The organism is Lysinibacillus sp. NPDC094403 (assembly GCF_050278745.1).
Lineage (GTDB): Bacteria > Bacillota > Bacilli > Bacillales_A > Planococcaceae > Lysinibacillus.
The window spans coordinates 1-13,070 of record NZ_JBNNTL010000027.1 but is presented as its reverse complement, the minus strand read 5'-3'; the positions used below and the strand labels follow the sequence as shown (position 1 = coordinate 13,070).

At 34.4% G+C, this 13,070-nt stretch carries 11 protein-coding genes and 1 pseudogene; 4 read left to right on the top strand and 8 right to left on the bottom strand.

What is annotated here, in order from left to right; all coding sequences use genetic code 11:
• The first annotated feature begins 6 nt into the window (after positions 1 to 6).
• Complete coding sequence (gene lepA / locus ACQKMV_RS22435; RefSeq protein ID WP_427506597.1) at positions 7 to 1,833, top strand: translation elongation factor 4; 1,827 nt, start codon at positions 7 to 9, stop codon at positions 1,831 to 1,833.
• 137 nt (positions 1,834 to 1,970) lie between these two features.
• Here the strand turns inward: lepA and ACQKMV_RS22430 are convergent.
• The 3 genes and pseudogenes from ACQKMV_RS22430 to ACQKMV_RS22420 form a co-directional block, all read right to left on the bottom strand.
• Positions 1,971 to 3,353 (bottom strand): annotated as a pseudogene (locus ACQKMV_RS22430) (IS3 family transposase).
• A gap of 65 nt (positions 3,354 to 3,418) precedes the next feature.
• A complete protein-coding gene (locus tag ACQKMV_RS22425; protein ID WP_427506595.1) occupies positions 3,419 to 4,048 on the bottom strand; it encodes a hypothetical protein in 630 nt (209 codons plus the stop codon).
• Between the two features lie 91 nt (positions 4,049 to 4,139).
• Complete coding sequence (locus ACQKMV_RS22420) at positions 4,140 to 4,349, bottom strand: helix-turn-helix domain-containing protein (protein WP_427506593.1); 210 nt, start codon at positions 4,347 to 4,349, stop codon at positions 4,140 to 4,142.
• A 99-nt stretch (positions 4,350 to 4,448) separates the two neighbouring features.
• On the opposite strand from ACQKMV_RS22420, the gene ACQKMV_RS22415 reads away from it, so the two are divergent.
• Positions 4,449 to 5,174: a hypothetical protein gene (locus ACQKMV_RS22415; protein ID WP_427506592.1), complete on the top strand. Its 726-nt coding sequence runs from the start codon at positions 4,449 to 4,451 to the stop codon at positions 5,172 to 5,174.
• A gap of 400 nt (positions 5,175 to 5,574) precedes the next feature.
• Here ACQKMV_RS22415 and ACQKMV_RS22410 read toward each other — a convergent pair whose 3' ends face one another.
• The 4 genes from ACQKMV_RS22410 to ACQKMV_RS22395 all read right to left on the bottom strand — a co-directional run bounded on the left by ACQKMV_RS22410 (position 5,575) and on the right by ACQKMV_RS22395 (position 10,044).
• Complete coding sequence (locus ACQKMV_RS22410) at positions 5,575 to 7,035, bottom strand: serine hydrolase domain-containing protein (RefSeq protein WP_427506590.1); 1,461 nt, start codon at positions 7,033 to 7,035, stop codon at positions 5,575 to 5,577.
• Between the two features lie 721 nt (positions 7,036 to 7,756).
• Positions 7,757 to 8,740, bottom strand: coding sequence for a replication initiation protein (locus ACQKMV_RS22405; protein WP_427506589.1), 984 nt, complete (start codon positions 8,738 to 8,740; stop codon positions 7,757 to 7,759).
• Positions 8,741 to 9,143: 403 nt separating this feature from the next.
• Positions 9,144 to 9,479, bottom strand: coding sequence for a hypothetical protein (locus ACQKMV_RS22400; RefSeq protein ID WP_427506587.1), 336 nt, complete (start codon positions 9,477 to 9,479; stop codon positions 9,144 to 9,146).
• Positions 9,480 to 9,519: 40 nt separating this feature from the next.
• Positions 9,520 to 10,044, bottom strand: a complete 525-nt coding sequence (locus ACQKMV_RS22395) for a hypothetical protein (RefSeq protein ID WP_427506585.1) — start codon at positions 10,042 to 10,044, stop codon at positions 9,520 to 9,522.
• A gap of 507 nt (positions 10,045 to 10,551) precedes the next feature.
• Between ACQKMV_RS22395 and ACQKMV_RS22390 the strand changes: the two genes are divergently transcribed.
• Together ACQKMV_RS22390 and ACQKMV_RS22385 are read left to right on the top strand one after the other, a co-directional pair.
• The gene (locus ACQKMV_RS22390; protein WP_427506584.1) at positions 10,552 to 11,106 is read left to right on the top strand and encodes a GNAT family N-acetyltransferase; all 555 of its coding nucleotides are present in this window, start codon (positions 10,552 to 10,554) and stop codon (positions 11,104 to 11,106) included.
• A 346-nt stretch (positions 11,107 to 11,452) separates the two neighbouring features.
• Positions 11,453 to 11,635, top strand: coding sequence for a hypothetical protein (locus ACQKMV_RS22385; RefSeq protein ID WP_427506582.1), 183 nt, complete (start codon positions 11,453 to 11,455; stop codon positions 11,633 to 11,635).
• A gap of 337 nt (positions 11,636 to 11,972) precedes the next feature.
• On the opposite strand, the gene ACQKMV_RS22380 is transcribed toward ACQKMV_RS22385, so the two are convergent.
• Positions 11,973 to 12,497: a SpoIIIAH-like family protein gene (locus tag ACQKMV_RS22380; RefSeq protein ID WP_427506580.1), complete on the bottom strand. Its 525-nt coding sequence runs from the start codon at positions 12,495 to 12,497 to the stop codon at positions 11,973 to 11,975.
• Positions 12,498 to 13,070 lie beyond the last annotated feature (573 nt).

Genomic DNA, 13,070 nt, shown 5'->3' with positions numbered 1-13,070 from the left:
GAAAAGATGAACCGAGAAGCACGTTTAAAAAGACAAGAGAATATACGAAATTTCTCAATTATTGCACATATTGACCACGGGAAGTCTACGCTTGCTGACCGTATTTTAGAGCAAACGAAATCATTAACTTCCCGTGAAATGAAAGCACAGCTCCTCGACTCAATGGATTTAGAGCGTGAGCGAGGCATTACGATTAAATTAAATGCAGTTCAATTAAAGTATGAAGCGAAAGATGGCGAAGTGTATACATTCCATTTAATCGACACACCAGGACACGTCGATTTCACATACGAAGTATCACGTAGTTTAGCTGCATGTGAGGGCGCAATTTTAGTTGTCGATGCAGCACAAGGCATTGAAGCACAAACACTAGCAAATGTATACTTAGCGCTTGATAACGACCTAGAAATTTTACCAGTTATCAATAAAATCGATCTACCAGCTGCCGACCCAGAACGCGTACGTCAAGAAGTTGAAGATGTAATCGGGTTAGATGCTTCTGAAGCGGTACTAGCTTCTGCCAAGGCTGGTATCGGTATTGAAGATATTTTAGAGCAAATTGTAGAGAAGGTACCTGCACCAACTGGTGATCCAGAAGCACCACTACAAGCCCTTATTTTTGACTCTATTTATGATGCATATAAAGGTGTTATTATTTCTATTCGAATTGTCAATGGTACAGTAAAACCAGGCGATAAAATTCGTATGATGGCTACTGGAGCGGAATTTGAAGTTATCGAAGTAGGGGTACACACACCAAAAGTTGTACCACAGGCTGAACTAACAGTAGGTGACGTAGGCTATTTAACAGCATCTATTAAAAATGTAGGTGATACTCGTGTGGGGGATACAGTTACATTTGCTAATCGCCCTGCGGCTGAGGCATTAGCAGGTTATCGCCGTTTAAATCCAATGGTTTATTGTGGACTATACCCAATCGATACAGCAAAATATAATGACTTACGTGAAGCGTTAGAAAAGCTAGAGCTCAATGACTCTGCACTACAATATGAACCAGAGACATCACAGGCTCTTGGTTTCGGTTTCCGTTGTGGATTCTTAGGGCTTCTACATATGGAAATTATTCAAGAGCGTATCGAGCGCGAATTTAACATTGATTTAATTACAACAGCACCTTCTGTAATTTACAATGTTCAAATGACGGATGGATCTACAGTTAAGGTTGACAACCCATCATTTATGCCGGATCCTCAAAAAATTGATCGTGTGGAAGAACCGTATGTAAAAGCTACAATTATGGTACCAAACGATTATGTAGGAGCTGTAATGGAGCTTTGTCAATTAAAGCGCGGTAATTTTATGACGATGGATTATATTGATACGACACGTGTCAGCATTGTTTATGAAATGCCGTTATCAGAAATCGTTTATGATTTCTTTGATTATTTAAAGTCAAATACGAAGGGCTATGCATCATTTGACTACGAACTCATTGGTTACCAGACTTCAAAACTAGTGAAGATGGATATCTTATTAAATGGTGAGCAAGTCGATGCACTAAGCTTTATCGTACACCGTGACTTTGCGTACGAGCGTGGTAAAGTCATCGTAGAGAAATTGAAAGAATTAATCCCACGTCAACAATTTGAAGTGCCAATTCAAGCAGCAGTTGGTCAAAAAATTGTGGCACGTTCAACAATTAAAGCCATGCGTAAAAACGTATTAGCGAAATGTTACGGTGGGGATATTTCCCGTAAACGAAAACTTCTTGATAAACAAAAAGAAGGTAAAAAACGTATGAAACAAGTAGGTTCAGTCGAGGTTCCGCAAGAAGCATTCATGGCTGTTCTGAAGATGGATGATTCGAAGTAACTCAGTAGTGATAAGGGTTTGTGACGTATTAAGGTGATTAACATAAGGGCTAAATGGTGGGGGCTCCCCACCAAATTGTAGTGAACCCCAAAAGTTAGACTTTAACCAGAATGGATTTCCCCATTCTGGTTTTTCTTTTATGCAGCCAATCTTTCACGATAGGTGACTGGACTACATCCAAGTTTACTTTTTATTCGCTTGTGATTGTAGTAGTAGATATACTTATCAATCGCCTGTTTTATTTCTTCAAAGCTAGTATAGATAATTCCATGATACATTTCTTGTTTTAGTAGACCAAAGTAGTTTTCCATTGGTGAATTGTCTAGGCAGTTTCCTTTTCGAGACATGCTTTGGAATATTTTATTGTTCTTCAGTAGATTGCTGTATTGTTTCATCTTATATGCCCATCCCTGATCTGAGTGAAAGGTTCGACGATAAGGGCAATCTGATGTTCGTTTAATTGCCTCTAGTTGAGCATCATGAATTGCTTGTGCGTTTGGTCGTTCAGATAGACGATAGGAAATTATTTCTCCGTTAAACATATCTAGAAATGCGTATAAATAAACCTTCTTAATGGTTACTTTTCCATCTTTTCCAGTCACGAAAAGAGGTATCCGTTGTCAATTTTTGATGTGGGATAGATGTATAGAAACGGCGGTGAATACGGTTTTTCTCAACGCTTCCAACAGTGCCTTTGTATGTACTATATTTGCGAGAATTTCTCGTAAACTTCACGCTTTGTAGACCAAGTTTCCGCTTAATACGCTGAATTTTTTTATGATTCACAACGATTCCACGGTTACGCAATTCAGCAGCTATTCTGCGATAACCGTAATTACCATGGTTCTCTTCAAAAATTTCACTAATAACACGCTCAATTTCTTCATCTGGATTTTCTCTATCAAATCGTTTTTGCCAATACATATAAGTCGCTCTAGGAAATTTCGTCGCTTCAAGAAGAATATTTAATTTGAATTCCGCTCGGAGTTCGTGGATGATTCTGGCATCTCGTTCTTGAGACGATCCGGGACTGGCACCCCTAAAGCTTGGAGCTTTTTTATGAACGCAAGCTCCGCACGTAATATTTCGTTTTCACGTTCTAATTCCTGTTCACGAGTTAATTTCTTTTCTTCCTTAGCTTTCTTCGGTTTGATTGACAATGATAGACGTCCTTTCGATTTTGGAGAAATTCCATCTATACCATGCTTTCTATATGCAGAAGCCCAAGAAGAAACCATCGAATCATTTGGAAGATTGAATTTATGAGCTACATCTCGGATAGATTCCCTCTATTTACATAATAGTTTATGACATCTAGTTTGAATTGAATAGTGTAACCTGCATGTCTTTCACGTTTCCTAAGAGAATCAAATCCTAATGCAGTCACCTGTTTAACCCATCTCCTAACCACTCCATGACCTGAAATTTCCAAATTGAAAGGCTAAATGTCTATAACCACCTTCACCTAGAAAATAAGCTTCAACAACTTTCTTTTTAAACTCATAATCGTACTTTGCCAAAATAAATACACCCCAATCGTTAGATTTTTGGTCTAACTTTTGGGGTGCAGTTCAATTTGAGTGACTTATTTTTTATCTAATGGGATTTCTATTTTTAAATCTTCGCCAACGCGATCTATTTTTTCGTTAGAAGCACCACTGATATGAAGGGTAACCTTTTTTATATTCTCATCATGCTTAAGAACCCAAATAATATTACCGTTTTTCTTAACTTTCCCTAAAAATTCACCACCGACATCATCACTAAACCATAAATTTGCATCTACTTGTTGACCAGTATCTGTCACAAGTTTAGCTTGATCTAAGTAGTAATTTATTGTTTCGTCAACAGTATTTTCAGTCGATGCTTCAATAGTGACGATAGTTACTTTGTCTTTACCATCAAATGTATCTTTGTAAGACTCACTTGGTTCAAGTGTGGATAATTGAATTTTATCAAGTGTAGCTTTTACTGGTCCGTTGTTGACAGGGGTATTAAGTTCTTTGTCCTTATACAAAACTGTTAATTTTCCAAGTTCCGACTCAGTAGTTTCTTGACCACTATCAGCTTTACTATCAGATTTTTTGCTTGATTCAGCGGATGCAGCTGTTTTTGTTTCCTCTTTAGGTTTATCTTCCTTTGATGAATCTGCTCCACAACCAGCCAATCCTAAACTTAATACCAATGCTGCACTAAAAATTAATTTTTTCTTCATTTATAAATCCTCCCTTTATATTACCATTCTAGGAAATTAGGAGGAAAAAGTACATAGAAAAAAACAGACAACCAATATATTAGGTATCTTTCTAAATTTTTTTACCATCTTCTAATACAAAATTTGCTTCGTATTTCACTTCTAACACTTCTGCAATTTGATTCAATTCTTTCTCATTGAAATTATCCCGTTTCATCTTATTTGAAAGGTTAGGTTGAGAAGTACCGATTTTTTCAGCGAGATCAGAAAGTGTTATGTCTTTTTCGACCATAAGCATTTTAATTTTTTTTGCCATTCCCATAAAATCACCTTCTTAAACGGCGCTTTGGTAACCATTTGAAATTCAAATATATTCCTTTTTTGTCGATAAAATCACAAAGATAAAAAAGGTGGTTAGAAAATGATAGGGAAAATTGGACAAACACAAAGTAATTTTTTTGAAAATACGCATCAGAGAAATACGACAAAAAATACAGCATCGCCAACTACTAAAACAGACGAAATTATTCGTTCTTCAGGTAAAGGGGATTTGTGGGGCTATTCGATGAAGGAAGTAAAAAGTCCTTTAGTAAGGAGTTATTCAGCATTTAGTTCCATTCCCGCACCAGATTGGAGTAGGATTCCTACAAAAGGCGGGCGAACGTTATCAAATGAAGAGATGCTCGAACAAATCAAAAGCGTAGCACAGCGTGAAGCCATGATGAGGCATTCAAATAACTATGAACAATCTGATCGTATAGAGCGAATGAAAGACTATTTATCTACACAATATATTTCTGATGTTTCACCAGACCGAAAAGCCTTGTACAAACAAGCAGAAAAAGAGCTGCAAAAAGCAAAAGAAGAGCAACCGACATATCCAATAAACTTTACACTCGTCGATATTTTGTCTGATTTGGATGAGGTCGAAGGTTTTAATAGCAATCACGGAACTATTACAACTGCTTATACGACAGGTTATGGAGAAGAATATGAACTGAATATTGGCGGCCAGCGTGTGATGGGCACGTCAAGAGGCGTTTGGCAGTATTATTCAACCCCTCTAGAAGAAATGAAGAGGGAGGAATTTTACAAAATATATAATATGGAATTGGAGCATTCAAAAAGGATATTAGAAAAGCAATAATAAAATATAGAAAACAAATTTAATTGATGTATAAATATTTATTTAAAACTAAATAACGTTCCCAAATCAAATCTTGGTAACATTTCAAACAGCGACAAACACTGTTAAATCGGTGTTTGTCGCTGTTTTTTATAGAAAATAACACTCTGAGACGCTGCGAAAAAAATTTTTAAAGAAGACTGTTCGATCCACTTGTTCTGAATGGCGGTAACATATAAGTAGAATCTCAATGAAATGTTACCAAAGGACGCTTTGGGTGCGTTTTTTCTTCAACTAACGATGCAGGTTAGTTGAAGAAATAGCAAGTGGGTTTAACTAGGAGAAGTGTCGATGACATTAAAGAAGACACCGAGGTGTCTTATGTTTTTTAAATTAAGAATATTGATAAATTGGAATTTAATTACTTAACATTATACTTATTTTCGGAGCGAGGCATCTTATCGGTGAGTATATACCAAGTAATGCTTGCTGTTAATAATGTTGACGAAATCAAAGCTGTAAGAACACTATATGTTTGCCAAATAAGTATCGTTGACCAATCGAAGGCAAAAAACATTATACACTGGGCAATCGTAGCGATTAGGAAAATAATTGTTACGATTGTTCTCGTTTTTGTCATTGGCTGCTGCTCATTCGTTTTCCTTTTTCTTAACCCTAAGAGAAATAACAGAACGGCCAATAGGCAAAGAATAATTGTGGTAGACGACAAAATGATGTCCAAAAGCTGTGTGCCGCTTATCTCATATGACTGAGTTAGATTGCCGTTTAATATATTTTTAACTTTTAGTACCAGGTTTATATTGGTATTTGCGCCGTTGCTCAGTAAGCAGATGGCTGTTCGTTCATTTGGCAGTATGGCTACTTCGGTTCTAAAATTCGGATTACCCCCAGTGTGTTCTATAAACGTTTGTTCGGCGTTTACCGACCAACCTGCCGCATAATACATATCGTTGACAGCCGAAACAGACATATCACCCCTATGTGATTTTTCGATAACCCTGTGAAATATTTCGGGTATGTCCTGCACGATACCCATCTGTATGCCCATCCAACGCGCCATATCTTTTGTATTAGAAATGATATAGCCGGCAGGTTTATTCCCAGCATAATCCGGAGCGTTAAATGGAGTTGTTATGAAAAAGGAAGAACGGTAGCCCTGCGCTAACTGTCCAGTGGCTTGAGCATCTTCTTTATAAACATACGTCTGGTGAAGACCTAAGGGTAGAAATACCTGTTCCCTCATAAAGTCTTCATAGCTTTGTCGTGATACAATCTCAATAACCAAACCCAATACGTCATAATTAACGGTTCCATAGTTATATTGTTCACCGGGAGAGAACGCCAATTCAGCATCTACCAGCGTTTCCACAGTCTTTTGCAACATATCAGGCGTATTGCCTTGTGGAATATTTTGAGTATGTCTAATATTTGTTAGGCCGCTGGTATGGTGAAGGAAGTTATTTAGTGTAAGGCTTTGCATATCAACAGGTTTACCTTGATACTTTAACGTAAACCAAGGTAAATATTTTTGGATAGGGTCAGTCATTGATAGCAGCCCTTGCTCTTCCAATAGCAGAATCCCCATACCAGTAAAAGCTTTACTCACCGAGGCCAACTCATAGAGTGTATTTTCACTTGCAGACAACCCCTTTTCAAGATCTGCATACCCAGAAGAAAAGTAGAACACTTCATCATTAGCAAGTATTGAGATTGACATTCCAGGCACACCTGATGTACGAGAGGCATCATCTAGCAACGCTTGTATTGCCACAGATTTCGAATCTGACAACGCATAACTTTGTGTTGCGAATCCTGAGAATAATATAAGTATCGTTAATACAAAAACAATAGTCTTTTTCATAAACTCTCCTTTTTGAAGAATTATAAGAGTATAAAAAACTTATTTTTATAATTATAAACTAAATTCTAATTTATATTTCTACTTACCTATATAATATCAAGTAATTGTGAAGAGTTACACTTAAACTAACGGGGTGCTTTAGTGCAACAAGGATTTCAAATAGTCCCCAAACCACGCTTTGGGAAGGTTATACTTCAACAAACGGGGGATTTATTGGATTTGTAAAGGAGGATAATATGTCAAAGTATATTAGTATTTTTTTCTTAACATTAATGGTTAGTGTAATTTTCTTTTTTATATTTACTAATGTGTTTGATGGCGGTGATTATGCAGAAACAGCGGTCTATACATTCGGTACAATAATTGTTATACTTCTATCATTTTTGATTTCACTCATGTACTACTTAATAAATTTATTAAAAAGAAAATTTTAACTCTGCTTTTTACTAACAAGGTTTTTTAGTGCAACAAGGATTTATAAAGTATACAAAATAAACCTAATAAACGTTCCCAAATGTAAGTTTGGAAACACACCAAAAAGCCACGAATGTTGTTAAATCAACGTTTCGTGGCTTTTCCTATGAACATTCTTTATACAGCTTTTTATACAGGAAGCGCAAACACTTGATACATCAATATTTACACGCTTATGGCTTACCGTTCAGTATGTATAAAATCATGTATATTTCTTAGCGTTGTAAATCCACCTTTTTTTAGTTATTCATTCATGTTCATCAAGCCAGTTATAAAATGGCACATAGTTTGGTTTGCTGGTAATATCCTTCTTGCGACGTGCATCATCTAATTGGCTTTGTAAGCTGCGTAGATGCCCTTTTAAGCGTTGTAAAATTTCATTAGCCTTTGTACTGGTTAATGTCGTTGTCACTTCTATACGACATTTTAAAACCTTTTGAATGATGTTCATCAGGTGCAGTTTCTCAATATCCATTTCACCCAGTGCCTCAAGATAGTTCCACATATCAGCTTCAACTGCATCAATAATCGTTGTAATTTCTTTCAACTGATTTTCCGTAGCAGCTGTCTCTTGTTTACTTGCGACTGACCAATGCAAATCGAAACCGACAATCGCACGCCCCTTCTTCTTCTCTACATACCAGGCCACTAGTTCCGTATATTGATTAATTTCTCTAATCGCTACATCAAGAACACCACGTTTAAATTGTGCTGAATCTTTGTAGGAAGAAACACCTTCTACACTGAACAATTTCAACAAATCAACTTTACTTATTTCTTTATGCCAATAACCATAATGCCCTTTCATATAATCATATAAAGTCCATGTAAATGAGCTTTTAAATTTAGAGGTAATAGTCAAATCATTAGTAATATATTTTTCTTTCAAGTTTAAAATATGAGGTAAAAATTTAGGACTCCATTCAAATTTAAATAAACCTCGTTCATACTCCATTCCTAAAAAAACATTCCAGTAGCTAAAAGAATCCTTATCTAAATTCTCTGTTGTTACTTGTAATCGAGATAATTTAGCAGAATCCTCTTTAGCACGTGCAGTATGATACTTTTCTAGTTCAAATTTCTTTTCAAAATCAGCTTTATGAAATTCCGTTTTCCCATCTATTTGGGTACTGAAAATTGCATATGCTAACAATTGAACTTGATTTATAGTTAATCCATGACTTAATTTAGCCATTGATAATTCATTACTCTTTTGAATCGTGAAAAACATCCGACAAACCCTTATATATCAAAGGATTGTCGGTTATACATAAATACGAATAGATACAGCTGAATATAGCATTTCTATAGGAAGCATTCATGGCTGTTCTGAAGATGGATGATACGAAGTAACGTTGATATACCAACGTTTATATAGGTTATAAACAAGTAATTTAACATCAAAAGAGAGTTAGCCAAGGATAAAATTAAAATTGTTATGTGGGAAAGATCGATGAGCATTTTAGTGATTTAACAATTACTACACCTGGAGAGGACCAAGTATTACGTTATGCTAATCAATCATTAAAAAAACAGGTAGAAGGATTACTTTTAAGCCATATAAACAATTGACCAGGCGCTCATAAAATGTGAGTACCTGGTCTTTTTAAATATTTAAAAAATTTATGAAATTGCTATGGACCACAAATCGAGAAACAAGTGTGTTCTTTGAAATTTTCTTGTACCCAATCATCTATTTTGTTAAAAAACCGGATGAAATCGATGTCCATTGAATTATTTAAAGTACATGCAATGAAAGCGATTTTATTCCATTGTTCGAGGTTAACTGAATTTGGGCCAAAGTAATTGAAATTCGGTAAAACTTCATATATATGTAGATGTAAAAAAGCAAATGCTTCTTCTGTTAAAAAAATTGAAGATTCATGCCAATGTTCATGTTTATAATCACCGCGCATGAATTCAAAAACATCACGTTGTTGTAAGTTTTTTAATGTGTGAATTTTAATCATTTAATTCTCCTTATCTAAAAAGCCACTCGTTTGAGTGGACTTATTTCTTTACTTCTTCTATTAAGCCTAATTCTTGTTTAAGTGTTGCAATCCCCATAATTCCTTTCAATATTTGACTATCAGAAGCTGTAATATCAGATTTTATCTTATCCATCTGAGAAGGAGGAAAGTTGCCATCATTGAACATTTTCATAGCCTTTTCAGCAGCCATTTGTCTTGAAGCAGCTGCATAATTTAACTGGCTCATAGCTTCTTTAACATCTTTTTTCTGCTTCTTACTTAATTCTTCAACTGGCACAGAATTCTTAAGACTTAACTCTTTATATCCTTCTTTCAAGGCTTTCATATTATCGTAAGCTGTGTATACATCATTACTACCGTTTGATATTGCTTCGAATGTTGGTTTCCAATATTTATTCCATAATTGATCATACGATTTAGTCACTCTTCGATGGCTGGTAGAGTTTTTGATAAAATACTCTTTTTGTTTAGTTATTTGTTCTTTAGTTTTATCCTCTTTTTCAGCTTTTTCTCCAGCACAAGCAGTAAGTAATAGCGCAGACATAACTCCTAAGTAGAATAATTATTTTATTATATAATTCCTTCCTCTATATTTCCATTTTAGGAAACTTGGTAACAAAAGTACATATAAAAACAGATAACTGTTATTAGTTATCTGTTAGTCCCATTTCAAAATATCGTTAAAGCTTGTAATTTCTAATGCCTTACGTATTGTTTCTCTGTAGAGCGATTAAGTAATAAATAGAATAAATCTTCATCTGTGGAGGACAAACCGCGTAAAGAACGTCCAGTACCTCTCTATAATTGGTTGAATGAATGCGATAACCTTCCACAATTAAATAATAAAAGATCAGGTAATTTAGAGAACTGGCTGGAATGGTAGAGAGGGGAATAATCTTTTGTGTACTTAATTTGACCAATTATTAAGAAATAGCAAAAAAAGATAAATTTAACAGAAACTTTACTATACTTAAAACGTTCTGAATAATATTGGGGTATATAACCAATTTTTATTATTATTGCTATTTTTGAATGCGCTGGAGGATGAAAAATGACAGTTAGTTATTGGACAGGACAAAATCTTACACTACGAGCGATACAACCAGAAGATATCGTTATATTTGAATTTTTAGATGATGAAATTCTACGAAATATGGATTCGATTCATTTTCCTCGCTCAGCTGATAAAATGACAGAATGGGTAGAAGAACAATTATCTGAAGAAGATGATGAATTCCGTTTTATTGCAGTAGATAAAGACAATAATATTGTTGGGATGATTGAAACATTTGATTGTGATTTGAAAAATGGTATCTTTGATTACTATTTAGCTGTATTTGAGCCTTATAGAGGTAAAGGGTATGCAAAAGAAATGATTCTAATGGTTCTTCGCTTCTTCTTTTCAGAACGCGCATATCAAAAAGTAAATACAACAGTTTACTCATTCAATGAACCATCCATGCGCCTACATGAAAAATTAGGTTTCATGAAAGAAGGGCAACTAAGAAAAATCATTTTCACAAAAGGTGCTTATTATGATGGCGTTTGTTATGGAATGACAAGAGAAGAATTTGAACAAAATCATGGGTACCTGAAAAAAAATTAACAATATATTAACCATACAATTGGAATTAGTTATAGCTGATTTTCTTTAAAAGGAAGATTGGCTTTTTTGTTTAAGATAAACCTTCCATAGATGTTAATAAAGCTGTTGCGTGTAAGAGGATACATTGTTCGGAGATAAAGAAATGGGCAACTGGAATGATAATTGGAAAAAGTCATCCAAATAAATGTTATATGATGTATTATTATAACAATCGAGCAGTTTTATTTATCCACAAACAAGTTATTTTCTGAAACGCAATTAATCATGAACACCAAGTTATTTTTCTTTCTAAGGAATACATTTGTTTGGATTTAGAAAATTAGTGATCGAAATGGAGGAGAAATGATTGAGCCAAAATAAAAAAGATAAAATTCAAATGCAAAAAAAGGTTCAAGGTTTATATAGAAAGACAAAACAACAGCATAAGGAAGATAAAGATGATAATAAAATTGGTATAGTTATTGTAAATATTTGTGTTGTATTAGGGATTTTAGTGCTTATACTAAATACATTTATTAAAGAATTCTAGATAGTTTTATTGGAAGTTATATCGTAGAGAATTGTAAAAAAATGTACTAAAACTAATAGGGGGTTAGTTAAATAATACAAAAAAAGACTACTCCGTAAGGTAGTCTTAATGCTTTTTTCCACCTTCATGCCACCATGTTCAGCGAATAATCATGACTAGGAGGCAAAGAAAAATATAATATGGTAAAAATAATCCGACAAACCATTGATAACTAAAGGTTTATCGGATAGAAAGGGTGGTACTCAAGTAATTTTGATCCAGATTTATGTCTTTAAATGATTTTAGCAAAGGCGTGGCTGCATTGAAAATTTAGTAGAACGTAAATTATCTCTATAATTTAATAATTGTTTGCACCGAATTTAACTTGTACATTTGCATCTTCGTATTCTTTTTTTACCAGATAGATAATTTCATTTGCTTGAAATTTTGATAGTTCCTTTGCTATCACTGTTACGGAAACGTCTTCTCCTTCTATTCGAACTAAAGCATCGGCAAAGCCTAATGATTTAATTTGCGTTTCTAGTATTGCTTCTGTAGATTCTTCTTTAAGGAGAGTATCAATTTCAATAGAGGCATTATTTTTTTCTTCAGCAAAATACTCATCTGACGTGATTTTTTGTGTTAACTTTTGCCGAAGTTGGTTTCTTTCGTTACTAACTTGTATGCGCGTTTCTTCAAATAAAGGGCTCGGAGAAGATACTTCCTTGGTCACATGTTGTATTGTTGCTTTTTGATCTGCATCTTCTGTCAAGGTAATCTCCTCTTTTGATTGTTTTGTTGAATCCATCAAATAATACACTGAAATAACCGCTACTAGAGTTAATAATGCAAGTAACCATGATGATTTTTTTTGTAGGTGCATTCACTATCCCTCCATCAATAAATTTGGTTAAACACCACATTTTTTCAATGTCTGTTTTATGAGAAATTTATAATGAATAAAAAAATATGAACAGATATAGCAGTATCGTTTACGAATTATATGTAAAAAAAATATTTTAATGGCAAGAAGTACGTATTTAATGAGCCCTGACTTGAAAGAGAATTAGTAGAGCATGGTCTTGCTTACATAAAATATATTCCTATGAAAGAGAGAATCAAAAAATGAATCAAGTAATTTTTGGACTTAAGCTTTGATTTTTATTTATAAGTATGCCGGTAGTTATACGAAAACAACTCATTTTATTGTCAGATTTGCAGAACCGCTTTAAATTATCAAAATTAAGTTTTGCCTTCGCATTTAAAACAGGTGTCATGAACGAACGGATTGTTTCATGTCCAGTTTGTGGCTACAGGGGGAAAAGCTTATTGTCAACGATTAAAAAAAGGATACAAGAATATAATGTGGTACCCAAGTCAAGGACAAACTAAAAAAAGAGATTAAGCAGCTAAGAGATGGTTTCTGTATTGTACAGGAGCCATCCTTTTTAGATTC

Bases quoted from the DNA above. Each gene is read 5' to 3' on its own strand.
- ACQKMV_RS22425 (WP_427506595.1), bottom strand. From the start codon at position 4,048: ATGAAGAAAAAATTAATTTTTAGTGCAGCATTGGTATTAAGTTTAGGA.
- ACQKMV_RS22405 (WP_427506589.1), bottom strand. From the start codon at position 8,740: ATGTTTTTCACGATTCAAAAGAGTAATGAATTATCAATGGCTAAATTA.
- ACQKMV_RS22395 (WP_427506585.1), bottom strand. From the start codon at position 10,044: ATGTCTGCGCTATTACTTACTGCTTGTGCTGGAGAAAAAGCTGAAAAA.
- ACQKMV_RS22390 (WP_427506584.1), top strand. From the start codon at position 10,552: ATGACAGTTAGTTATTGGACAGGACAAAATCTTACACTACGAGCGATA.
- ACQKMV_RS22410 (WP_427506590.1), bottom strand. From the start codon at position 7,035: ATGAAAAAGACTATTGTTTTTGTATTAACGATACTTATATTATTCTCA.
- ACQKMV_RS22415 (WP_427506592.1), top strand. From the start codon at position 4,449: ATGATAGGGAAAATTGGACAAACACAAAGTAATTTTTTTGAAAATACG.
- lepA (WP_427506597.1), top strand. From the start codon at position 7: ATGAACCGAGAAGCACGTTTAAAAAGACAAGAGAATATACGAAATTTC.
- ACQKMV_RS22380 (WP_427506580.1), bottom strand. From the start codon at position 12,497: ATGCACCTACAAAAAAAATCATCATGGTTACTTGCATTATTAACTCTA.
- ACQKMV_RS22420 (WP_427506593.1), bottom strand. From the start codon at position 4,349: ATGGGAATGGCAAAAAAAATTAAAATGCTTATGGTCGAAAAAGACATA.
- ACQKMV_RS22400 (WP_427506587.1), bottom strand. From the start codon at position 9,479: ATGATTAAAATTCACACATTAAAAAACTTACAACAACGTGATGTTTTT.